The sequence below is a fragment of the Lacinutrix algicola genome, from assembly GCF_001418085.1.
In the GTDB taxonomy this organism is placed as follows: domain Bacteria; phylum Bacteroidota; class Bacteroidia; order Flavobacteriales; family Flavobacteriaceae; genus Lacinutrix; species Lacinutrix algicola.
On the sequence record NZ_LIQH01000038.1, the window covers coordinates 67,499 to 90,295 of the forward strand.

A 22,797-nucleotide genomic window follows, 5' to 3' on the forward strand; every position below is an offset into this window, starting at 1 on the left:
AACGTGTTTTTATAATTTTTCTTTGAACCAATTAATTAATAACTTATTTAATTCATCTTTTTTATTAGAAAATTTGTGGTCAGTTTTTACTTTTTCAAGCTTAAAATCATAATCTATTTTAGTTAATTTATTAGCTATTATATTTGCTTGATTAGGGTTTACTTGCTGATCTTCGGTTCCGCAAAGAATAAGTAAACTAGCATTTTTGTCTAATTCGTTTGGCCAATAAGAAACAGAGCGTTTTTTTAATTCATCACTTTTGTTTTCTTTATATTTTGGAATTAGTTTAGCATATACTAAATTTTCCATTTCAGGTCTATCAATAATTAATTTTTCTAAATCGGAAGGTCCATTTCCAATTACTGCGGTTTTAATTAGATTACTATGCTTAAGAGATAGATAAGTCATCATACCGCCTCTTGACCATCCAAACATTCCAATACGGCTTGAGTCTGCTTTTTTAATAGTTTTAATCGTTTCTGTTAGATTTAGAACATCGTTAATGTCATTACCTCCAAATTCATCATTTTCTCTATAACAGCTGGCTACAACTAAATAATCTTGGCTCGCTAATTTAGAAGCCGATTGTATTAAAGAATGAAGCGTTTTTGCTTTAGCCATTTTTCCGACTTCTTTATTTCCTCCTCTATTAAAAATAATAACAGGAAATTTACCTTCTTTTTTGGGTTCAGCAATTATTCCGTTCACTAATAAAGAATCACTCTTATAAATAATAACATAAAAATTAATGTTATCTAAATATTTATAGTTTTTTGTTAAATAATTATTTTCAGAGATGCTATTCCAAATCGGAGGTATTTCTGAGAGGTTTATTATTTTTTTAGATATAATTGCTCCATTTTTCAGATTGTATGAATTCTTATAATCGTCAGCGCTAATTTTATAATCTAGAATCGTATTTGTTAATGATTCAGAATTTTGATAAGATTTATAATACTTTGTTCCAAGTTTTAAACCCAAAAAAAGAAATCCAATTAGTATTAAAATTCCGATTGATATTGTAATTCGTTTTATTAATTTCATAATAGTTCGTTTATAAATAGATGACGAATTATCTGGTTTTTTGTTACAGTTTGGAAATTAAGCTTAATGTTTAGTTGATATGTTAAACAAATTTTAACTATTTTTTTTAAGTCAAATTCGAACATAGCTTTTTTAAGACTCTGTATAAATCTCATTGGATTTTCTGTATTCTGAAGGGCGTTTACCCATAACTTTACTAAAGGTGTTGCTAAATGTAGGTAAGCTACTATAACCAACCATATTTGCTATTTGAGAAATGTTGTAATCGGAATTCATTAAATATTCTAACGATTTAAATATTCTTAACTGTGTGTAATATTTAATAAAAGACATGTTTAAATCTTTCTTAAAAAGGCGGTATAACGATTTATCTGTCATACTAAAATTGGAAGCCAATTTAGGTAATAGGTGTTCTTGATCTATTTTATCAGAAAGGTATTTTGTAATACTTATTAGTCTACTATCTGTTGGATGTGGTAGCTCTAAATGTAACGATTGCGATGCATTTTGTTCTAAAAGTGTTTTAAAAGCATAAACAATTGGGTATTTGTTTTTGTGAGCTTTGGTAATATCTCCATTCCAATTTTTTGTAAATAATAATAGTTCCATTAATAGATTATTAATGTGATATACACCTTCTTTTTTATAAAATTCTGTAGTATCAGCTTGTATGGGAAAATACAAGTTTCGCATAATAACTTTTGGAGAACTAGGGTAGATAGCGTGTTTTACACTTGCAGGAATCCAAATATAATGCCTTGCTGGTAAATAATACATTCTAGTATTGGTTTTAACATGGACTATGCCACCTTCGGTATATAGAAATTGTCCTTTGTCATGATTGTGATGTTCAATAAATAAATCGTTCATAGCAGTATGATAGCAAAATATGCTCTCTGGATTTTTGTCTACCTCTGTTAAGTAATATTTATTGTTCATAATAAATGGAGTAATTATATTTAATGCACTAAATTAATAAAACATTGTCTTTTTTTAATAAAAAGACACTAAATATCTTACATAAATTGCCGAAGTATTTTTATTAAAAACACAGTATGTAGTCCAATTTTAATTAAATACTAAATTTTTTAACCCAAAAATTATAAAATACTCAGATTATGCAAAGAATAAATTATACACCTTATATAGATAAAATACAGTCAGCAGAAAAAGCAGCTTTATTAATTAATAATAATGATATTTTAGGTGTTAGTGGTTTTACAAAGGCAGGCGACAGTAAAGCTGTTTTGCCTATGATTGCAGAAAGAGCACTTTATGAGGAGTTAAAAGTAACGGTATTAAGCGGCGCATCTTTAGGATATGATACTGATGCTAATTTAGCAAAAAATGGCGCTTTGCATAAACGCTTGCCATTTCAAGCAGATGCGACTTTAAGAAAAAGTATTAATAGTCATGATGTGCTTTATGTCGATCAGCATTTAGGGCAAACTGCCGATATGCTTCAAAAAATAGATATGTTTAAAATTGATGTTGCTATTATTGAAGCTGTTTCAATTACTGCTGATGGTTTTATTGTACCAACAACATCTGTGGGTAATTCGCCTATATTTTTAGAAAAAGCAGATAAAATTATTATTGAAATTAACACCAGTTTTCCTGAAACCTTTTTAGGATTACACGATATTAAAGTATTAAAAAAGCAACCAAATAGAGATATTATTCCTGTTGTAAGTTCGGATACTAGAATTGGCGATCCGTTTATTAAAATAGATCCTAACAAAGTGGTTGCGATTGTTTATACCGAAATGCCAGATTCGCCGGCTGTTATTTCCGATCCAGATGAAAAAACAAAAGCTATTTCCAATCATATTCTTGAGTTTTTAGGGAAAGAAGTAGATGCGGGCAGACTAACAGAGTCCCTTTTACCATTACAAGCAGGTATAGGAAAAACGGCTAATGCTATTTTAGCAGGTTTTACTACTAGTCGATTTAAAAATTTAACAATGTATTCTGAAGTGCTTCAAGATAGTACTTTTGATCTTTTCGATTCTGGAAAATTAGTATTCGCTTCGGCATCATCTATAACAGTTACACAAAAATGCTCGGATAAAATATTTAAAGATTTCGAGAAATATAAAAGCAAACTGGTATTAAGACCACAGAATATTAGTAATGCTGCTGAGGTAATAAGCCGTTTAGGAATTATTGGAATAAATACCGCAATTGAGTTTGATATATACGGAAACGTGAACTCGACTCACATTGCAGGAACAAAAATGATGAATGGTATTGGTGGTTCTGGTGACTTTGCTAGAAATGGTTATCTAAGTATTTTTGCTTGTCCTTCTATGTCTAAAGGAGGTAGTATTTCGCATATTGTACCAATGGTTTCTCATACCGACCATACAGAGCATGATGTAGATGTTTTGGTTACCGAGCAAGGTTTAGCAGATGTTAGAGGTTTAGCACCTGTAGAACGAGCAAGGCTTATTATTAATAATTGTGTACATCCAGAATATAGAGCACAATTATTAAGTTATTTTGATAAGGCTTTTAGTTTAGGCGGACAAACACCACATATTCTTAAAGATGCTTTTAGTTGGCATACGCAGCTTAAAACTCAGGGTACAATGCAAATGAATAGCTATGCTAATTGTGATGTTTAATTATTTTTTTTGAGGTTATAAAACGTCATGAATCCCATAAATGAACCAAAAATTAGAGCATTAATTAAAAACCTCCATATTTTAAAATTTTCACCATCAGCATAGTCAAATCCAGCCATAATACTTGCGTAAACAATACCTCCAAATAGGCCGCCTGTTATTATAGATTTAATTTTTTTGGTCATGGTATTTTAAATATTTTAAAAGATAATTGTTAATCCTTGTCTTGGTCTTTATGTGCTTTAATAGTTAACACCATCGAGATTATTATTATTATTATTAATACACTTGATAATGTGGATAGCCAAAACCCACGGTTTATATCATTGGCCATTATATAATTTACAAGCAATAAAATGACACTTGCAATAATTACGACTAATGGAAGTGTCTTTTTCATTGTTCGATTATATTAAACGAAGCTAATGTTTCTTTTTTTAAATTGTTTTATATCCTTTATTTAGAAACTGCTTTTAGTCCTACAATTGAGATAATTAAAGTCGTCATGAAAAATAGTCGCCATATTGTTGCAGGTTCTTTAAAAATAAAAATACCAATTAACACAGTTCCTACAGCTCCAATTCCAGTCCAAACAGCATATGCTGTGCCAATAGGTAGTTCTTGTGTAGCTTTTAAAAGAAGAAGCATGCTAATTGCTAAACAAACAAAAAAGCCAATGTACCAATAGGTTGCTTCATTGCCTGTTGCTTCTTTAGCTTTACCAAGGCAAGCAGCAAAGGCGACTTCAAAAAGGCCAGCAATTACCAATAATATCCAATTCATTAGTTATCAATTTCTTTATTTAGAAAAAGCATTTAAAGCATTCTCTGTTTCTTTTAAGTAATAGTAATTGTGCTTTTTTATTCTGAATAAACCAACTTTAGATATAGCGCTAAAAGTTATATTTTTGTAGAGCACTAGACTCATAGTAATGAGTTAAAGACTAATACCAAACATAACTGCATCGTTAATAAAGCCACTTTGGTATGAGCGCACATAGTCTACACGTAGAAATCTAAATTTACCAAAACCTATGTTATCTACACCAATTGAGTATTCCGAATACGGTTTATTATCTTGAGTAAATGCTGCTTTTGCACCTAAAATAAGATTAAAGTTAAGCTTATTAATTAACGGAATCTTATTTAATATGTATCCATTAAAACGATATTCGGTATGTAATTCTGCATAGTTATCGTTTGTGCTTAGTCCATAATAAGGTAAGTTTTTAAAAGAATATAAATAAGAGCCATCTAGTTTTACATTGGTTTGGTTACCGTTAAAGTGATGGTAATCCATAAAAGCAATATTATCTGCATTTGCAAAAAGACCTCCTTGTGCATTGTATTCAAATTCGCCTTTATTTCCAAGATCTATACGTTGTCTTAATCTGGCTTTAAACTGATCGAAATTATAATTAGAATCTGTAGCCGCAAAACCTTTTTCGTAACCTAAAGAAAGTGTTGGGTACTTGCTGTTAGAAATATTGTATTTGCCATCTGGATAGCTTAAATAATCTTGAGCAAAATTAATTGTAGCATTTACATTAAGTTTTGCAATGTTGTGGGTGTTGAATGGCTTAGAGGTGAAATCGGTTTCGTCTAAAGGATTATTACTTGTGTAAATATCTCTAACTTCGTTAACCAATACGTAATCCGAATTATTGAATAAAGCTTTTCTGCGTTCGAAACCTAAAACAGAATTTAATCTAACACCATTAATAATTTCTTGGTAATATTGTCCTTGCACAAAACTTCTATCGTAAAGTTTCATATAATTGTCTTCAAAAAGAAGTGTGCTTACTAAGTTTTCTGTTTCAGAAATAGGGTTAGAGCTATTAAATTGTTCTATTTTTACACCTCCAGAAAGAGAAATAAAACGGTTGTTAATACTATTGAATTTATAGGTTGCATTAATTGTTCCGCGCAAGCGATCGTCTGCTTCTCCATAGTTAGCATCTCCAGAAACACTAAAATAACGTTTGTACTTGTCGTAATTTTTAGTGTAACGCATACCAAGAGTTCCGTTCCAGCCTTGTACAGTATTAAATGATATTTTCTCGATTGGAGAATCTATGCTAAAACGATAGTCTTTATGCGAGTTTTGGTAGCTGTAACCGCCTAAAATATTTCCTAATTTAAAAGTGTTGTGTTTTTTATCGATAGAGTCTAAATAAGGTTTAGATTCTTTAACCAATTGAATACTATCTTTTTTAAGGTAGTCTGTAGACTCTTCAGTAGTTAAAGGCACAGGACGTTTGGCATCCCAAAAAAGAGAGTCTTTTTTATTAGAATTTTCTTCGAAAGAAAGTATTTCTCTTGTAAAATGATTTTTGCTAAACTCTGGTGTAAAATCGTAATCGCTGTATACGGCTGTAAATCTACCTTCGCCTTTAAAACCAAAAAGACCATATTTAAAATCAATAGTTTGAGAGATTAATGCCCAAATTTTATCGGTTTCGGAATAAGAAAAGGTTTGTTTAAGTGTTAATAAATCTATAGGTGGAATTCCTGATCGTTTTCCTGTTATTGTAAGGTCTATTGCATAAACTAACCATTGGTCTTCAATAATGTAAATGTAACCTGAAAACGCAGCATCGTTATCGCGTTTTGGTGTAACTAATATTTTATTGATGAGGTTATTGTTATCATCGTAAAAAACACCTTCTAACTTATATTTGTAATAATTAAAGGCATAATCTGCAATTGGAGAAATAACATTGTTCTCAAGTTCTATAGTGTTTTTGTAGAAATTGTAATTTACATCTGTAGCATTGTTAAAACTAAATCCACTGGCATCACCACTAACTTTAGAGGCTAAAATTTTCTCTTTTAAACGTCTTGGTTTTTGGTATTCAATTTCCGAAATTGTTTCGGATAAATAAATAATACCACTTCTTGTAGAATCTAATTCAACATCTAGCATTTCGTCAACATCTTGTCCAAATACTTTTTTGGGAGCGTCTTTAATTTTTATAAGTCCGCGAGAATAGAAGTCAGCTTTATATTCGCTTAATTTTTCTAAAACACCTTCACGTTTAGCAATGGTATTTCTTATAATTTGATTTGCAGGATTTTCTTCGGAATTGATTACCACTTCACTTAGTGTAATATTTTCATCAATAAGCTTAGCATCTAAAACATATGGAAAAGACGTAATAGAAACCTCTTTTTTAAGTGTTTTAAAACCTAAATATTGAAAAACAATAGTGTAGTCTCCTGTTTTAGAGATGTCTAAAGTGTAATTGCCTTCTTCATTTGTAGTTGTTCCTGTGTAAGTGTCATTTAAATAGACGTTAACAAAAGGAAGTGTTTCGGAAGTGTTAGAGGTTACGTTTCCTGTAATTTGGGCAAATGAAAAATTTGCAATAATAAACGAAAAACAGAGTAGTTGGTATTTATTCATACTTAAAGGTTGGTTTTATTACTATAGACGCAATTTTTTGTAAAATGGTTGCCTGTAGATTAACCAAACTTAAATAAAATAAACAATTAAGGTTTTAGTTTTAACGCAATTTTAATTAATTACTAATTTTTTTGTAGTTGTAGTGTTATTCGTTTTTACCGTTACTAAGTATAATCCTTTAGATAGATTGTTAACAGAAACACTATTATTGCTTTTGGTTAAATTAGTAGTAAACACTTGCTGTCCTAATAAATTATGAATTTCTAAATTTGCCGTTTTATTAAAACTATTTAAGTTAATGTTTAAAACACCATTAGTCGGATTTGGATACATTATAAAATTTGAAATACTTTTAGAATCGATACTCAAGGTGTTGTCTAAAGTGAGCATAGCGGCTTGCATATTTGGAAATGGACCAACGTTATTACCTGGCCCTTGCGGAATAGCAGTATTAACCATTAAAGTTCTTAATTCTTGAGAGGTTAAATAGTTTCCTGTTTGTGCTAGCGCATAAGACTGGAGAACAGCTGTAAAACCACCTGTTAATGCAGTTGCACAACTTGTAGAATTAAAAGACTTGTAGCCTTGGTTGAAATCGTTACCAAAATATAAGCTATTTGGTTCGCTTCCAGGTGCATAATATATATACCCCCAAGAATGAACATTGACGCGCGAACCATAAGTTGAAGTAGAGCCTGGAGAATGATATGTATTAATACTTCCTGATCCAACTATTATAGCACCACTGTCTCCTCTTCCATGGTAGCTGTTGTAAAAAGGGTCGTCTAAGTCTTCACTTCCATTTCCTGCTGCTGCAACTATTACAATACCTGCATCTGTGGCCGCTTTTGTAAGATCCCAAATGGCTTGTTCGTATTCTGCGGGAACAAAATGATCATTTTGCCCATAAGTTTGCATTTCGTAAATAATTAGATCTCCAGCAGTAGAATTTGCAATAGCGTTAGAAGTTGCTAAAACGCGATTATAATCATATTCTTCTGTCCATTCTGGATATAAAACATATTCGTTTGCACCATGTGCTATACCGCTTGTTCCATAGGTTCCTTTATTTGCGAAAATAATGCCGGCAACGCTAGTACCGTGCTCTGCATAACTAGTATTTATAACACTAGCGTTTATGGTAGTGTTAGGAGGAAGAGAAGTATTGGTGTGATCTAACTCTTCATGGTTTAGGTTTACACCATATTCAATTGCTCTAATATTTATTCCTGCTCCATTAACGCCATTGTTCCATGCATACCTTATATTATGACCAGGGTTAGATTCTATGTAACCTTGAGTACTTTCTAAATCATCTGTTATAGGAGCAATATCATGTGGAGGTTGTATAGGCGTCGTGATTGCGCTATATGCGTAAAGTAATTGGTTGGTATTTTTTAAGGTTTCAAGAAAAGATTCTCTTTCAGATTCTGTAAAAAGACCTTCTATTCTAAAGGTGTTTTTTAAAGTGAAATTGGTTTTAGACAACCGACTTAGGTTTTTAATCTGAGCTTTTGTAAACCCGTATGCGTTTTTTATTTCAAACGTATAGTTTGCGTTTAAATTAACTAATTCAGAATAGTTTAAAACTTCTTTTGGTGAAGAGAATTCTAATTCAGAATCTAATTTAAAGTAGAAACGAGCAAATTCCTTATTGGTTTGTGCGCAAACGCTTAATGCTGAAAAAAATACAATTAGACCCAAAAGAATATGTGTTTTATTAAGAATCTTTATCATATTTTTATTTTTTTAGTTATTATGATCTTTTTTTATTCGAGCTAAATCACGTTTGTTATCACGATCTTTCATTGTTTCACGCTTATCGTATAACTTTTTACCTTTCGCTAAAGCGATGTCTAGTTTAGCAAATCCTTTTTCATTTAGAAATAAACGTAGCGGAATAATAGTTAATCCAGAATTTGTAACTTCTTTTTCAAGTTTTTTTAATTCTTTCTTATTTAATAGAAGTTTACGTTCTGCTTTAGGTGCATGGTTGTAGTAGTTACCATAAACATATTCTTGTATGGTCATGTTAATTACAAACAACTCGTTTTGTTCGTTAAATTCACAAAAGCTTTCGGCAATAGAAGCTTTACTATCGCGAATAGACTTAATCTCTGTTCCTGTTAAAACAATTCCAGCAGTGTATTTGTCTAATATTTCGTATTGAAATCTAGCCTTCTTGTTTAGTATGTTTACTTTTTTCTGCATTATGATACAAAACTAATCATTTTTAACTGTTTTAAAAGAAATATTATATTTCCTTACTCATTATTAACATTCCTTTTAATGGCTTGTGTAGTAAATCGAAATCTAAACTTGTTTTGCCTGTTATTTTAAAATGGTTTTTTGTGTAGAATTTTACAGCCTGTTCCTGTGTGTCCATAGCTTTTAACCATAAAAAGGTATTGTTATTTGCTTTCGCTCTTGTTTTAATCCATTTAAAAATAGTTTTAGCAACTCCTTTTCCTTGGGCTTCAACACCTAAATAAATTCTATGAATATATGTTCCAGTTTTAAGATTGTTTAAAGGCTCATTAAACTGTATTCTGAAAATACCTACTGGATTATTTTTATAAATTACAAAATAGTATTCTGCATTTTTTTCTAATAATTCTTTTTGTAAATGCTCAAGGTTGTAAAAGGTATCGAAATAAAAACTACAATCTTCATTTTTCCATAAATGTTTGTAGGCAGGAGGATAAATACGCTGTATTAGATCGACTAAATTTATAGGCGAGCCTATGGTTACTGTTTCTAATTGTACGTTTTTATTAAGATTAATCAATATTAGTTACTTTAGAGGAGATGTTATTATCCTGTATAGTGACAGTAAAAAGTTTACTGTTAATGGTTTCATCTATAGACTCGTATTTTTCTTCACCAATAATTTTATTTACAAATGCAGGAGTTGTGTTACTATGTCCAACAATTAAAACAGTTTTGTTTTTAGTATCGTCTAAAAAGGTTTTAAGATCTAAAGTCTTAGGGTTGTAAGGTGTAATCTCAATGTCTTTATCCATTGCTGTTGGTAAAGCAGTTTCGATTGTACGTATATAATCCGTGCTATAAATAGCATCTAAATGAATGTTTTTGAAATGATTTGACCATCTTTTTGCTCTTTCCAGACCTTTTACTATCAAATTAGGGTTTTGGTTATTAGCATCGCTTTTGTCCTTTTCGGCATGACGAATAAGGTAATAAGTGGTTGTTTCTTCATTTATTTTTGTTTCTTTTTTAGTCTTAGCACAAGACAAAGTGATAACAAGAATAAAGGATAATAGAAGGTTTTTCATAAAACAAATATTTTTAGGCAAGATCTAATGCAATTTCAATCATCCTTTTAAAAGTGGTTTCTCTTTCTTTGCTAGTTGTAGATTCTCCGGTAACTAAAGAATCTGAGATCGTAAGTAGTGTTAATGCGTTTACGTTGTGCTTTGCGGCAACTGTATATAATCCTGCAGTTTCCATCTCTACACAAAGTACTCCAAATTTACTCCATTTTTTATAAGATTCGAAATCATCTGCATAAAATTCGTCACTAGTAAATACGTTTCCGGCTTTAACAGGTATGTTTTTAGCTTTTGCGGCTTCAACAGCTTTTTGAAATAATTCAAAATTTGCAGTAGGAGCGTAGTCTGCACCACCAAAACGTAATTCGTTTACTCCAGAGTTAGAAGAAGCTGCCATTGCCAAAACCACATCTCTAATTTTTATATGTTTTTGGTAAGAACCAGCACTACCAACACGAATAAGGTTTTTAACACCAAACTGTGTAATTAATTCATGAGTATAAATAGAAATACTTGGTACACCCATTCCTGTTCCCATAACTGAAACACGTTTACCTTGGTAAGTACCTGTGTAACCAAGCATACCTCTAATTTCGTTAAAGCATACTGGGTTTTCTAAAAAGGTTTCGGCAATCCATTTTGCTCTTAAAGGATCTCCTGGTAATAAAATTGTTTCTGCGATATCGCCTTTTTGGGCTCCAATGTGTATGCTCATTTTGTTATGTTTAATAATTTTTTTCTTCGGAAGAACCTCCCGTTACAATGGCAATTCCGTTAGATGTTCCTATTCTTTCAACACCAAGATTAATATACTCTAATGCTGTTTTTGTATCTCTAATACCACCCGAAGCTTTTATTTTGGTAACGGAATCTCCAATAACACTCTTCATTAACTTTACATCGTTTAATGTTGCGCCTCTAGTTCCAAATCCTGTAGAGGTTTTAATAAAATTGGCGCCAGAATTTATAGCAAGTTCACTTGCTTTAATAATCTCAATTTCTTCTAAATAGCATGTTTCTAGAATAACTTTAAGCGTATTTTTGGGCATTTCGTTTTTTACGGCTTCAATATCTTTCGAAACAGCATCAAAAGCTTTGCTTTTTAGAAGTCCAATATTTAAAACCATATCAATTTCATCTGCTTCATCGAGTAAAGCTTGTTTGGTTTCGTGAACTTTAGCATTAGTGCTCATAGCTCCTAAAGGAAAGCCAATAACACTACAGATTTTTATATCTGTGTTTTTTAATTCTGCTTTAGCTAAAGCAACATAACAAGAGTTTACGCAAACGGAAAAGAAATTATGTGTTTTGGCTTCGTTACAAAGTTTAATAATATCACTCTTTGTTGCGGTCGCTTTTAAAAGCGTGTGGTCTATGTATTTGTTTAACTCCATAGAATCAAATTTACTGTTTTTATAAAAGTGATATCATGACATTTGTCATAAAAGTATATCTTTATACCATATAACTATTTTAGATGGACATCAATAAAGATTACGATTTAGTATGCGTAGGAGCAGGAATTATGAGTGCAACATTGGCATTAATGGTAAAGCTTGTTAAGCCAGAAATTAATATTTTAATTTTAGAGCGTTTAAGTAAACCTGCTCAAGAGAGTTCTGCTGCGTGGAATAATGCAGGAACAGGACATTCTGCTTTATGCGAGTTAAATTATACGCCAGAAAAAGAAGATACTGTAGATTGCTCTAAAGCCTATAAAATTTGCACTCAGTTCGAATTGTCTAAACAATTTTGGAGTTTTTTAGTTGAAGAGAATTTAATTGAAGATCCTAAAGACTTTATAAATCCGGTGCCACATCATAGTTGGGTTACAGGAAAAGATAATGTTACTTTTTTGAAGAAAAGATTCGAGGTCTTAAAAGATCATTTTATGTTTGAAGGTATGGAGTTTACAGATTCTTTAGAGAAAATGAAAGCATGGTTCCCGTTAATTACAAATAATAGAAGTGAAGATGAGGTAATGGCTGCTACACGTATAGAGCGTGGTGCAGAAATGAATTTTGGTTCTTTAACCGAAAAGTTGTTTCATATTCTAGAGACTAAATACAATACACCTGTGCACTGTAATGAAGAGGTTTTAGATATTGATCCAGACGATGATATTGAGTGGTCTGTTGAGGTGAAAAATACAATAACAGGAAAGAAACAATTATTCGATGCTGAACATGTATTTATTGGAGCAGGAGGTGGAAGCTTGTTATTATTACAAAAAGTTGAAATTGAAGAGAAAGAAGGTTATGGTGGTTTTCCAGTAAGTGGAGAATGGTTAGTTTGTAAAAATGAAGATTTAGTAAACCAGCATTTAGGAAAAGTATATAGTAAAGCCGGGCCAAACGATCCTCCAATGTCGACACCACATTTAGATACGCGTTTTATAGATGGTAAACGACAATTAATGTTTGGGCCTTACGCGGGTTTTAGTCCTAAGTTTTTAAAAGAAGGATCGACTTTAGATTTGTTTAAATCTATAAAAGCAGACAATATAAAACCAATGTTAAGTGCCTTTTGGGACAATTTACCACTTACTAAATATCTTATTGAGCAAGTAACATCGTCTCATGAAGATAGAATGAACGATTTACGAAAGTTTGTAAAAGATGCAAATAGTGAAGATTGGGGACTTTTAGTGGCTGGACAACGCGTTCAGATTATTAAAAAAGACGAATATGAAGGCGGAAAACTACAATTTGGAACAGAGGTAGTAAAAAGTAAAGACGGAAGTATTACTTGTTTGTTGGGTGCTTCGCCTGGAGCTTCAACTGCAACACATGTAATGTTAGAGGTTTTTGAAATTGCTTTTCCAGAAATTGTAAATTCTGAAGAAGGAAAACGAAAATTAGAAAAAATTGTACCTATGTGGAAAGCAGAAATGAATGCTGAATTGTTTAAAAATACAATTGAAAATTCAGCGAAAGCTTTAGAGTTGTAAAATAAAAAAGCGACACTAAACTTTACGTTTCATGTCGCTTTTTCAAACTAACTAACCATTGTCTTAAAAACGAACTTATTCTTCGTTTATTTTAGTATTATTTTGATTTAACAATACTTTGTGATTTTAAGCTAAACTTGTTTGGCTTTTCTTATTTTTTATACTTCTTCCGTAACCAAGTCTCCTTGATTTCTAAATACTAATTCCTTATCGAAAGCATCTAATAAAATAATGCTATCTGTTGTTACTTTACCTGATAGAATCTCTTTACTTAAAGCGTTTAAAACTTCTTTTTGTATCACTCTTTTTACTGGTCTTGCTCCAAATTCTGGATCGTAACCTTTTTCTGCTAAGTAAGCAATAGCTTCAGGTGTTGCATCAAATGTTATACCTTGTTTAGCAATCATTTTAGTAATACTTTTTATTTGAAGGCCTACAATTTCTGTAATATTTTCTTTAGATAAAGGTGTAAATAAAATAGTATCGTCTATTCTGTTTAAAAACTCAGGTCTAACAGTTTGTTTTAATAAACCTAAAACATCCACTTTTGCGGCTTCCATTGCTGTTTCAATATCTTTTGTTGCAGCAAAGCGATCTTGTATTAACTGACTTCCCATGTTTGAAGTCATGATAATAATCGCGTTTTTAAAGTCGGCAGTTCTACCTTTATTATCTGTTAAATGACCTTCGTCTAACACCTGTAATAAAATATTAAAAGTATCTGGATGGGCTTTTTCAATTTCATCTAACAATACAACAGAATATGGTTTTCTACGTACAGCTTCTGTTAATTGCCCACCTTCTTCGTAGCCTACGTATCCTGGAGGTGCACCAACTAATCTACTTACCGCATGACGTTCTTGATATTCACTCATATCTATACGTGTTAAAGCGCTTTCATCATCAAACAAATACTCTGCTAATGCTTTAGCAAGTTCAGTTTTACCAACACCAGTTGTTCCTAAAAATAAGAAGGTTCCAATAGGTTTTTGCGGATTCTGTAATCCAGCTCTAGAGCGACGTACAGCATCACTTACGGCAACAATAGCTTCTTCTTGTCCGACAACGCGTTTGTGCAATTCGTCTTCAAGTTTAAGCAGTTTCTCGCGATCGGTTTGCAGCATTTTTGTAAGCGGAATACCAGTCCATTTTGCTACAACTTCTGCTATGTCTTCGTATGTAACCTCTTCTTTAATTAACGATGTTTCAGACTGTGCATTAAATTCGGCTTGCATTACCTCAAGTGCTTCTTGAGCTTCCTTAATTTTTCCATAACGCAACTCTGCAACTTTTCCATAATCACCATCACGTTCGGCTCTTTCAGCTTCAATTTTAAAGTTTTCAATATCCTGTTTTGTGTTTTGGATATTATCAACTACAGCTTTTTCGCTTTTCCATTTAGCATTAATCTCGTTACGTTCTTCTTTTATATTTGCTAAATCGCTTCGTAAAGATTTCAATTTAGTTTCATCTTTCTCGCGTTTAATCGCTTCAATTTCAATTTCTAGCTGCATCACTTTTCTGTCTAAAACATCAAGTTCTTCAGGTTTAGAATTTATTTCCATACGTAATTTAGCAGCAGCTTCATCCATTAAATCAATTGCTTTGTCTGGTAAATAACGATTGGTAATATAGCGCGTCGATAATTCTACAGCACCAATGATGGCTTCATCTTTAATACGAACCTTATGGTGTGTTTCGTACTTCTCTTTAATACCTCTTAAAATAGAAATAGCACTTTCTGTATCTGGTTCGTTAACCATTACCTTTTGGAATCTACGTTCTAATGCTTTGTCTTTTTCAAAGTATTTTTGATACTCGTCTAAAGTAGTTGCTCCAATAGCACGTAGCTCTCCACGAGCCAATGCTGGCTTTAAAATGTTTGCAGCATCCATTGCACCTTGTCCACCACCAGCTCCAACTAGCGTGTGTATTTCATCTATAAATAGTACAATATCTCCATCACTATTTGTTACTTCTTTAATTACAGCTTTTAAACGCTCTTCAAATTCTCCTTTAAATTTAGCACCTGCAATTAACGATCCCATATCTAGCGCGAAAATTTGCTTGTCGATAAGGTTTTCTGGAATGTCTCCATCTACAATTCTATGTGCTAAACCTTCTGCAATTGCTGTTTTACCAGTTCCTGGTTCTCCAACTAGTATTGGATTGTTTTTGGTTCTACGCGATAGAATTTGCAGTATTCTTCTAATCTCTTCATCACGACCAATTACAGGATCTAGTTTTCCGTCTTTAGCTAATTGATTTAAGTTTTTAGCATACTTATTTAATGCATTGTATGTTTCTTCTTGACTTTGCGAGGTTACACGGTCACCTTGTCTAAGCTCGTCTATAGTTGCTTTTAAAGCTTTTTCTGTAACGCCTTGGTCTTTTAATACCTGAGCAATTTTACTTTTAGATTTAAAAATAGCTAATATTAAATGTTCGACAGAAACATATTCGTCGTTCATGTTTTTAGCAATAATAGAAGCTTCGTTTAATGTTGTTGAGGCTTCTCTTGATATTGTTAATTCTGCACCAGAAACCTTAGAGAAGCTTTCAATTTGCTTGTCTAAAATTTGTTTTAACATAGGCACGTTTACATTCATTTTCTTTAAAATGAAAGGCAAAACATTTTCATCAACTTCAAAAATAGCTTTAAAAATGTGTTCGTTTTCTATTTGTCCGTTGCCTAGGCTTTGTGCAAGTTGCTGCGCTTGCTGTATCGCTTCTTGCGATTTTGTTGTATAGTTGTTAAAATTCATATTTATAGTTTTTATTTATTTCTTAACTTGAAATTAGAAGCTAGAAATCTTATTATTTTTCTTTTAGCTATATTTCAATTATCTTACCAAGTAGAAAAGCAAGACAAAAAGTCTGTTTATCACTGAATTTTGGTGACTTTTTGTCAGTTGTTGATTTTTAGTTTTGCATTTGTAAGTTAATCAAAAGGTCTCGACATAAATAATGATATATGTCATTAAATTGATATTTTTGTTTAATATAAAGCAGTTAAAATTGTTATAATAGAATTACTATGTTTGGAAAATTATTTGGAGGATCGAAAGAACCAAAAGAAGAGAAAATATTACCTTGGAAACAGTTAACGACTGTAGACCAACTTAATACTATAGAGAAATTGTCTAAAGGGAAAACACAAGTTATCTTTAAACACTCTACTCGTTGTGGGATTAGTAAAATGGTTATGAATCAATTTGTATCTGCATTTGATGTAGACGTTAATTTAGATTTGTATTATTTAGACTTACTAAGTTTTAGAGAAGTTTCTAACGAAGCTGGTTTTAAATTTCAAGTGATGCACCAATCGCCACAATTATTAATTATTAAAAATGGAGTAGCAGTAGCTCATGCAAGCCATGGTGGTATTAATGAGATTGATTTAGCTAAATTTGTATAATAAATTAAAAAAATGAAAAAGGTATTGTTATTAATTTTTGTAAGCTTATTTGTTTTTGCATGTGGTAAAAATACAAAAAACGATGAGTTGCCTTCCAATAATTGGGAAGCTATGCAATGGAATAATAAGCTAGATACTTCTTTGGTTGCTGGAGCTAGTTATTTGTCTGTTTATTCTCAAATTTATAGTACTACAGAGCATAAAACGCACGATTTAACATCTACTGTTAGTATAAGGAACATAAACAAAAAGGATACTGTTTTTATTAAAAGTGCTAGGTATTATGATACTAAAGGCGATTTAATGAGAACTTATTTTGAATCTCCAATTTTTGTAAAACCTATGCAAACCATTGAGATTGTTATAGATGAGAAAGACAAGAGTGGTGGAACAGGAGCAAATTTTGTATTCGATTGGTTAGCTCCTAAAAAAGATAAAGCACCTTATTTTGAGGGTGTAATGATTACTACCTATGGGCAACAGGGTTTGTCTTTTACTACTAAAGGTATAATTATTAATGAGTAGAGAGTCTTAATAGAGGCTATATTTTTTTATATTAATGATAACAATTTTGATGTAACGTTATTAAAATTAACAGATACTAATAGTGCTATAGACAATCGTATGTTTTCTGAAATAACAGAAAACGGAGAAGCATTGATTGAGTTTGATGCTCTAAATATGAGTAGCGTTAGCTTTTTTATGATGATGCATAAAAAATTTATTTTGGGTTTCATGATATACAAATGGAAACAGTAGACTGCGCTATTAAAGTTGTAACTTATGAGGCAATAAAGTTAAATGGAGATTTAATATGCCATTGTACCACAGGAGAGGTTATAATTGTAACCTTGTAGAACAATTCAGTGTTATATAATTGATAATAAGACTTAAATTAAGAAAAAAACCTATAACTAATATTAGTTATAGGTTTTTTTATTTAGAAAAGGTTTATTTTTGGTTGACCAGTTTGGTTGACCAGTTTGGTTATCCAATTATTATTAATCTGGTAATTTTCGAAATTTATTCACCTATATTAATTATAAAGTAATGGCATTTTTAAAAAGTAGTATCAAATTTATTATTTTAATATCTGTTTTATTGTCATTTTCTTGTTCGGAGAATACAGAAGAGGATGCGTCTCCGCAAAATGAAACAATTGATGGAGATGGAGCAACTAATCAAGATAGCACAAATGAAGAAGGCTCAGGAGATGAAAATACAGATAATGATGATTCTCCAGGAAATGTATTGGGTTTAACAATGGATAATTGGAAGCTTAATGGCTTTACAGGAAATCCAGATTCTAATGCCATATATGAGGATAATATTTTAGAAGCAATAAATAGTGACTACGACTCCTATAATGACCCCAATTATTTTTATACAGATAATGAATGGACGTATTTTAAATGTTATAGAGGTTTAGGAGGTTCTGCTAACTCTAATAACCCAAGAGTAGAATTAAGGGAGTTAAGTAATGGAAGTAACGCTTATTGGGATGGTGGAAGCGGTAACAATACAATGACGTTTACCATTAAAGTAGATCGATTACCTCAAGACACAGATAATGATGGAGGTGTTTTATGTTTTGCGCAAATACATGGGCCTTCAAATACTGTGGACGATGTAATAAGAGTACAGTTTATTGGAGATGAGAACCAAACAACGGGAGGCGTAAGGTTAAAAATTAGTGGTTATATTACAGAGGTTGTTCAAAATAGTAGCCTAATAATTGATGATGGTTATCAATTAGGAACATCTTATACTTTTACAATAACTTATAATAACGGCACTGTAAAACTTTTTAAAGGATCTGAAGAAATATTTTCTGAAGATATAGGAACAAACACTACTGGAAATTATTTTAAAGTTGGAAATTATTTGCAATCAGTACAAGGAGCAAGTTATAATGGTTCCCATGGTATTGTAGGGATTAAAGATTTAAGTATTACACATTAAGCATATTTGCATTTTAATTTAAAAAAAACGCCCAAATTACTTTGGACGTTTTTTGCTTTTAGCTTCTAAAGCTATAACGTGTTATTATATTTTTTAGTTTGAGTTTAAGGTCTTCACCAGTATCAAAAACCATTTGTTCATTACTTGGAAAACGAACTTTTCTGTTTTTTAGAATTTGAACATCTTCATTTGTTAAAGCTCTTTTGTCTCCTTTTACGGTGGCATATAGATTATCAAATATAAACTCACTATCTATTGGAAAGCTTTCTAGTACTTGATTTTGTTTTAGATCACTATACATAACGTTGGCTATAACTTGAGTAGATTTAAACTGATTAAATTCATTAAGCCTTGCTTTTGCTGTAATTATTTTATCTTGTTTAACATCGTTACCAAGGCTATCTTTTACAACATTTCCATTTGCATCTAATACATATTCCCAACCATCTACAATGTTTTTTTGTCTCAATAATTGCTTTTCGGTAATACGTTCTGGAGATACATTTATTCTTTTTAATTGTAAAGCCATTGCATAGTCGTAATCTATAGTATTATTTGCGTTTGCATGATATACTGTCCAAAAATCGTTTAAACCATAAGTATCAAAATTTAGTAAATCGTTTTGCAAACGTGTTGGTATTATTTGCTGTGTTTGATTTTCTATTTCTACAATAACATAATCTGTGCCTTGGTGATGTGCAACGTCTATAAGCTGTCTTACATCTTTAAAGTTGGCATTTATACTTTCAATATATTCTAGAGTATCAAAAGCATTTCTATTATCTATTTTATTATCGCTTTGCATTAAGCTTACGGCAGTGTCGTATTTGTAGTTAGATACTTTAGCTCTGTATTCTACTATAGAGTTAGTATAATTATTAAAATTTAAGTTTAATAATTTTCCATTAATATGTAAAGGCATCACGGCTTTTATAGTACGTTGTCTATCTTCCATATCTAAATAAATATTAAATATATTTTGGTACTGCTCAGGATTACCATCTTTTTTTAAATGATTGATATCATTATGGTTTTCTTCAACTACTTTGTAAAAGGCATCTTGAAGCATAACAATGTAATCTTGCTTACGCTTTTTGTCTTTGTTGTTCTCTAACTTTTTAAGAGCATTGCTAATAGCCTGATCGTAATTTCCAGAGTTTAATTGTTTTTCAATTTGTTTTCTTCCAACACATGAGTTTAGTACTAGAAGAAGTACTGCTAACATTGTAAAATTTTTCATCTGTTCGGTTTTTATTAGTTTATACAAAGTATAAAAGCAATTAGCGTGCCAAACTAAAAAAAGCCTTTAAACACTGGGTGTTTAAAGGCTTTTTTCAAAAGTAAAGATTGTTGTTTATTTTTTATTAGAGTTAAAAACAGGTAAAAGTTTAGTAGAAACTTCTCCAAAACCTATTCTTGTTCCGTCTTTTTCGCAATACCCACGCATAATAACAGTATCGTTATCATTAATAAATTTACGTTCTGTACCGTTATTTAATTTTACTGGTTTTTCACCTCTCCAAGATAGTTCTAGCATAGAGCCAAAAGAGTCTGGTGTTGGTCCAGAAATAGTACCACTTCCCATCATGTCTCCCGAGTTTATTGGGCAGCCATTAATTGTATGGTGTGTTAATTGTTGAGCCATTGACCAGTACATGTGCTTAAAATTAGAACGACTTACAATAGTTTCTTTAGCTTTTTCTGGTTGAATAGAAACTTCTAAATTAATATCGAAACTCTTTTTCCCTTTTTGTTGAAGGTATTCTAATTGTTTTTTTAATGGCTTTTGTCCTTCAACTCTATAAGGTTCTAAAGCATCTAAAGTTACAATCCAAGGCGAGATTGATGAAGCAAAACTTTTTGCTAAAAACGGTCCTAATGGTACGTATTCCCATTTTTGTATGTCTCTTGCAGACCAATCGTTAAATAAAACCAATCCGAAAATGTATTCTTCAGCTTCTTTAATTGGAATAGGTTCGCCTAAATCGTTAGCATCTGTAGTAATAAAAGCCATTTCTAATTCGAAATCGACTAATTTACTTGGTCCAAATACAGGTTGTGTTTCTCCTGCAGGTAAAGTTTGACCTTGTGGTCTGTGAATAGGAATTCCAGAAGGAATAATAGAACTACTTCTACCATGGTATCCAACAGGAATATGTAGCCAGTTTGGTAATAATGCGTTATCTGGATCTCTAAACATAGTGCCAACATTTGTTGCGTGTTCTATGCTTGAGTAAAAATCTGTATAATCACCAATTTGTACAGGTAATTGCATTTCTATTTCATCTAAACGAAATAATACAGCTTCTTTGTGTTTAAGGTTTCCTTTTAGTGTCTCGTTTTCATCATCAAATATTTCAGCAATTCTATTACGAACTAAACGCCATGTTTTACGTCCATCTGCAATGAAATCGTTTAAAGTATCTTGAAGAAAAATATCATCAGTAAGTGGAATGCCTTCAAAATAGCCTAATTGGTGTAAAGCACCTAAATCTATTGCTGTGTCTCCAATTCTTGTTCCTATGGTAATAATATCGTCTCTTGTTAAAAAGACACCAAAAGGAATATTTTGAATTGGGAAATCCGAATTTTTATCGACGTGTAACCACGATTTTCGGTCTGGATTATTAGCTGATAATGACATATGTATAATTGTTGATTTGTTGTTTATAAATTCTAAGTAAATATATGTTTTTTGAATTATTTACCGTGGTTATTTCTTATTTTTGATAAATTTTTAACGTTAATCAATTTTCGAAATCACGGAAATTACCAAAAGATAAGCATATGCAACGCGACGAACAAATATTTGAATTAATTGAAGCCGAAAAAAACAGACAATTAGAAGGTTTAGAATTAATTGCATCAGAGAACTTTGTAAGCGACCAAGTTATGGAAGCTACAGGTTCTGTTTTAACTAACAAATACGCCGAAGGTTATCCTGGGAAGCGTTATTATGGAGGTTGCGAAATAGTAGATGAGGTAGAGCAAATAGCAATAGACAGAGCTAAAACATTATTTGGTGCTGTTTATGCAAACGTACAGCCACACTCAGGAAGTCAGGCAAATACAGCTGTTTATCATGCGTGTTTAAAGCCAGGTGATAAAATTTTAGGCTTCGATTTATCTCACGGTGGGCATTTAACACACGGTTCTCCAGTAAATTTTTCTGGTAAATTATATAATCCTGTATTTTATGGAGTAGAAGAGGAGACAGGAGTATTAGATTACGATAAAATTCAAGAAATTGCAACACGCGAGCAACCAAAATTAATTATTGCTGGAGCTTCAGCATATTCAAGAGATATTGATTTTGAACGTTTTCGTATTATAGCAGATAGTGTAAACGCATTATTATTAGCAGATGTTTCTCATCCTGCTGGATTAATTGCAAAAGGAATTTTAAACGATCCTATTCCACATTGTCATATAGTAACAACGACAACTCATAAAACATTACGTGGCCCAAGAGGTGGTATGATTTTAATGGGTAAAGATTTTGAAAATCCTTTTGGTTTAAAATTAAAGAGTGGAAAATTAAGAATGATGTCTTCTTTATTAGATTCTGGTGTATTTCCAGGAAACCAAGGTGGACCATTAGAGCATGTTATTGCTGGTAAAGCAATTGCTTTTGGTGAAGCTTTAACTGAAGAGTTTATGCATTACATGTTACAGGTTAAAAAGAACGCATCGGCAATGGCTGAAGCATTTGTAGCTAGAGATTATAAAATTATTTCTGGTGGTACAGATAACCATATGATGCTTATTGATTTAAGAAATAAAAATATTACAGGAAAAGAAGCAGAGCAAGCACTTGTAAAAGCAGATATTACTGTTAATAAAAATATGGTGCCTTTCGATGATAAATCTCCTTTTGTAACTTCAGGAATTAGAATTGGAACAGCTGCGATTACAACGCGTGGTTTAAAAGAAAATGAAATGGAAGCTATTGTTAATTTAATAGACGAAGTAATAAATAATCATGAAGATGAAGCGGTATTAGAAGCAATTGCTGTTAAAGTAAATGCTATGATGAGTGATTTACCTTTATTTAAGATGTAAACTTGTTGGTGAATAACTATAAAAAAATCCTATTCG

General features: G+C 31.5%; 20 protein-coding genes. 6 read left to right on the top strand and 14 right to left on the bottom strand.

Going from position 1 to position 22,797, the window contains the following annotated elements:
• Window positions 1-9: 9 nt before the first annotated feature.
• Together ASC41_RS10125 and ASC41_RS10130 are read right to left on the bottom strand one after the other, a co-directional pair.
• Complete coding sequence (locus ASC41_RS10125) at window positions 10-1,044, bottom strand: alpha/beta hydrolase family protein (protein WP_055436531.1); 1,035 nt, start codon at window positions 1,042-1,044, stop codon at window positions 10-12.
• Window positions 1,045-1,176: 132 nt separating this feature from the next.
• Window positions 1,177-1,983, bottom strand: coding sequence for an AraC family transcriptional regulator (locus ASC41_RS10130; RefSeq protein WP_055436532.1), 807 nt, complete (start codon window positions 1,981-1,983; stop codon window positions 1,177-1,179).
• A 179-nt stretch (window positions 1,984-2,162) separates the two neighbouring features.
• On the opposite strand from ASC41_RS10130, the gene ASC41_RS10135 reads away from it, so the two are divergent.
• The gene (locus ASC41_RS10135; protein WP_055436533.1) at window positions 2,163-3,671 is read left to right on the top strand and encodes a succinate CoA transferase; all 1,509 of its coding nucleotides are present in this window, start codon (window positions 2,163-2,165) and stop codon (window positions 3,669-3,671) included.
• Here the strand turns inward: ASC41_RS10135 and ASC41_RS10140 are convergent.
• The 9 genes from ASC41_RS10140 to deoC form a co-directional block, all read right to left on the bottom strand.
• The gene (locus ASC41_RS10140; protein WP_055436534.1) at window positions 3,668-3,856 is read right to left on the bottom strand and encodes a hypothetical protein; all 189 of its coding nucleotides are present in this window, start codon (window positions 3,854-3,856) and stop codon (window positions 3,668-3,670) included. The two genes, ASC41_RS10135 and ASC41_RS10140, sit on opposite strands and share 4 nt — an antisense overlap.
• 271 nt (window positions 3,857-4,127) lie before the next feature.
• Window positions 4,128-4,454: a DMT family transporter gene (locus ASC41_RS10145; protein ID WP_055436535.1), complete on the bottom strand. Its 327-nt coding sequence runs from the start codon at window positions 4,452-4,454 to the stop codon at window positions 4,128-4,130.
• 153 nt (window positions 4,455-4,607) lie between these two features.
• Complete coding sequence (locus tag ASC41_RS10150) at window positions 4,608-7,076, bottom strand: DUF5686 and carboxypeptidase regulatory-like domain-containing protein (protein ID WP_055436536.1); 2,469 nt, start codon at window positions 7,074-7,076, stop codon at window positions 4,608-4,610.
• Window positions 7,077-7,187: 111 nt separating this feature from the next.
• Window positions 7,188-8,813 carry a S8/S53 family peptidase gene (locus tag ASC41_RS10155; protein ID WP_083477184.1) on the bottom strand — a complete coding sequence of 542 codons (1,626 nt, stop codon included), beginning with the start codon at window positions 8,811-8,813 and terminating at the stop codon, window positions 7,188-7,190.
• Window positions 8,814-8,825: 12 nt separating this feature from the next.
• Window positions 8,826-9,287: an SsrA-binding protein SmpB gene (gene smpB / locus ASC41_RS10160; protein WP_055436538.1), complete on the bottom strand. Its 462-nt coding sequence runs from the start codon at window positions 9,285-9,287 to the stop codon at window positions 8,826-8,828.
• Window positions 9,288-9,330: 43 nt separating this feature from the next.
• Complete coding sequence (locus tag ASC41_RS10165) at window positions 9,331-9,864, bottom strand: GNAT family N-acetyltransferase (RefSeq protein WP_055436539.1); 534 nt, start codon at window positions 9,862-9,864, stop codon at window positions 9,331-9,333.
• Window positions 9,857-10,372: a SixA phosphatase family protein gene (locus tag ASC41_RS10170; RefSeq protein ID WP_055436540.1), complete on the bottom strand. Its 516-nt coding sequence runs from the start codon at window positions 10,370-10,372 to the stop codon at window positions 9,857-9,859. The genes ASC41_RS10165 and ASC41_RS10170 overlap by 8 nt, the downstream gene beginning before the upstream one ends.
• A 13-nt stretch (window positions 10,373-10,385) precedes the next feature.
• A complete protein-coding gene (gene deoD, locus ASC41_RS10175; RefSeq protein ID WP_055436541.1) occupies window positions 10,386-11,084 on the bottom strand; it encodes a purine-nucleoside phosphorylase in 699 nt (232 codons plus the stop codon).
• Window positions 11,085-11,094: 10 nt separating this feature from the next.
• Window positions 11,095-11,763: a deoxyribose-phosphate aldolase gene (deoC, locus tag ASC41_RS10180; RefSeq protein WP_055436542.1), complete on the bottom strand. Its 669-nt coding sequence runs from the start codon at window positions 11,761-11,763 to the stop codon at window positions 11,095-11,097.
• 83 nt (window positions 11,764-11,846) lie between these two features.
• On the opposite strand from deoC, the gene mqo reads away from it, so the two are divergent.
• On the top strand, window positions 11,847-13,319 hold the full coding sequence (gene mqo / locus ASC41_RS10185) for a malate dehydrogenase (quinone) (protein WP_055436543.1): 1,473 nt from the start codon (window positions 11,847-11,849) through the stop codon (window positions 13,317-13,319).
• A gap of 158 nt (window positions 13,320-13,477) precedes the next feature.
• Here mqo and clpB read toward each other — a convergent pair whose 3' ends face one another.
• The gene (gene clpB, locus ASC41_RS10190; protein WP_055436544.1) at window positions 13,478-16,084 is read right to left on the bottom strand and encodes an ATP-dependent chaperone ClpB; all 2,607 of its coding nucleotides are present in this window, start codon (window positions 16,082-16,084) and stop codon (window positions 13,478-13,480) included.
• A 272-nt stretch (window positions 16,085-16,356) separates the two neighbouring features.
• On the opposite strand from clpB, the gene ytxJ reads away from it, so the two are divergent.
• From ytxJ to ASC41_RS10205, 3 genes are all read left to right on the top strand, one after another.
• Window positions 16,357-16,737, top strand: a complete 381-nt coding sequence (gene ytxJ / locus ASC41_RS10195; RefSeq protein ID WP_420835925.1) for a bacillithiol system redox-active protein YtxJ — start codon at window positions 16,357-16,359, stop codon at window positions 16,735-16,737.
• 12 nt (window positions 16,738-16,749) lie between these two features.
• Window positions 16,750-17,262 carry a DUF3124 domain-containing protein gene (locus tag ASC41_RS10200; protein ID WP_055436546.1) on the top strand — a complete coding sequence of 171 codons (513 nt, stop codon included), beginning with the start codon at window positions 16,750-16,752 and terminating at the stop codon, window positions 17,260-17,262.
• A 525-nt stretch (window positions 17,263-17,787) separates the two neighbouring features.
• Window positions 17,788-18,699, top strand: coding sequence for a polysaccharide lyase family 7 protein (locus ASC41_RS10205; RefSeq protein WP_055436547.1), 912 nt, complete (start codon window positions 17,788-17,790; stop codon window positions 18,697-18,699).
• 58 nt (window positions 18,700-18,757) lie between these two features.
• Here ASC41_RS10205 and ASC41_RS10210 read toward each other — a convergent pair whose 3' ends face one another.
• Both ASC41_RS10210 and fahA read right to left on the bottom strand, forming a co-directional pair.
• Window positions 18,758-19,939: a hypothetical protein gene (locus ASC41_RS10210; protein ID WP_055436548.1), complete on the bottom strand. Its 1,182-nt coding sequence runs from the start codon at window positions 19,937-19,939 to the stop codon at window positions 18,758-18,760.
• 114 nt (window positions 19,940-20,053) lie between these two features.
• Window positions 20,054-21,343, bottom strand: a complete 1,290-nt coding sequence (gene fahA, locus ASC41_RS10215; protein WP_055436549.1) for a fumarylacetoacetase — start codon at window positions 21,341-21,343, stop codon at window positions 20,054-20,056.
• A gap of 143 nt (window positions 21,344-21,486) precedes the next feature.
• Between fahA and glyA the strand changes: the two genes are divergently transcribed.
• The gene (glyA, locus tag ASC41_RS10220; RefSeq protein WP_055436550.1) at window positions 21,487-22,761 is read left to right on the top strand and encodes a serine hydroxymethyltransferase; all 1,275 of its coding nucleotides are present in this window, start codon (window positions 21,487-21,489) and stop codon (window positions 22,759-22,761) included.
• The last annotated feature ends 36 nt before the right edge of the window (window positions 22,762-22,797 follow it).

Bases quoted from the DNA above. Each gene is read 5' to 3' on its own strand.
- ASC41_RS10210 (WP_055436548.1), bottom strand. From the start codon at position 19,939: ATGAAAAATTTTACAATGTTAGCAGTACTTCTTCTAGTACTAAACTCA.
- ASC41_RS10170 (WP_055436540.1), bottom strand. From the start codon at position 10,372: ATGAAAAACCTTCTATTATCCTTTATTCTTGTTATCACTTTGTCTTGT.
- ytxJ (WP_420835925.1), top strand. From the start codon at position 16,357: ATGTTTGGAAAATTATTTGGAGGATCGAAAGAACCAAAAGAAGAGAAA.
- ASC41_RS10135 (WP_055436533.1), top strand. From the start codon at position 2,163: ATGCAAAGAATAAATTATACACCTTATATAGATAAAATACAGTCAGCA.
- ASC41_RS10200 (WP_055436546.1), top strand. From the start codon at position 16,750: ATGAAAAAGGTATTGTTATTAATTTTTGTAAGCTTATTTGTTTTTGCA.
- deoD (WP_055436541.1), bottom strand. From the start codon at position 11,084: ATGAGCATACACATTGGAGCCCAAAAAGGCGATATCGCAGAAACAATT.
- ASC41_RS10155 (WP_083477184.1), bottom strand. From the start codon at position 8,813: ATGATAAAGATTCTTAATAAAACACATATTCTTTTGGGTCTAATTGTA.
- mqo (WP_055436543.1), top strand. From the start codon at position 11,847: ATGGACATCAATAAAGATTACGATTTAGTATGCGTAGGAGCAGGAATT.
- ASC41_RS10150 (WP_055436536.1), bottom strand. From the start codon at position 7,076: ATGAATAAATACCAACTACTCTGTTTTTCGTTTATTATTGCAAATTTT.
- fahA (WP_055436549.1), bottom strand. From the start codon at position 21,343: ATGTCATTATCAGCTAATAATCCAGACCGAAAATCGTGGTTACACGTC.
- ASC41_RS10205 (WP_055436547.1), top strand. From the start codon at position 17,788: ATGGCATTTTTAAAAAGTAGTATCAAATTTATTATTTTAATATCTGTT.
- ASC41_RS10140 (WP_055436534.1), bottom strand. From the start codon at position 3,856: ATGACCAAAAAAATTAAATCTATAATAACAGGCGGCCTATTTGGAGGT.
- glyA (WP_055436550.1), top strand. From the start codon at position 21,487: ATGCAACGCGACGAACAAATATTTGAATTAATTGAAGCCGAAAAAAAC.
- clpB (WP_055436544.1), bottom strand. From the start codon at position 16,084: ATGAATTTTAACAACTATACAACAAAATCGCAAGAAGCGATACAGCAA.
- ASC41_RS10125 (WP_055436531.1), bottom strand. From the start codon at position 1,044: ATGAAATTAATAAAACGAATTACAATATCAATCGGAATTTTAATACTA.
- smpB (WP_055436538.1), bottom strand. From the start codon at position 9,287: ATGCAGAAAAAAGTAAACATACTAAACAAGAAGGCTAGATTTCAATAC.
- ASC41_RS10145 (WP_055436535.1), bottom strand. From the start codon at position 4,454: ATGAATTGGATATTATTGGTAATTGCTGGCCTTTTTGAAGTCGCCTTT.
- deoC (WP_055436542.1), bottom strand. From the start codon at position 11,763: ATGGAGTTAAACAAATACATAGACCACACGCTTTTAAAAGCGACCGCA.
- ASC41_RS10130 (WP_055436532.1), bottom strand. From the start codon at position 1,983: ATGAACAATAAATATTACTTAACAGAGGTAGACAAAAATCCAGAGAGC.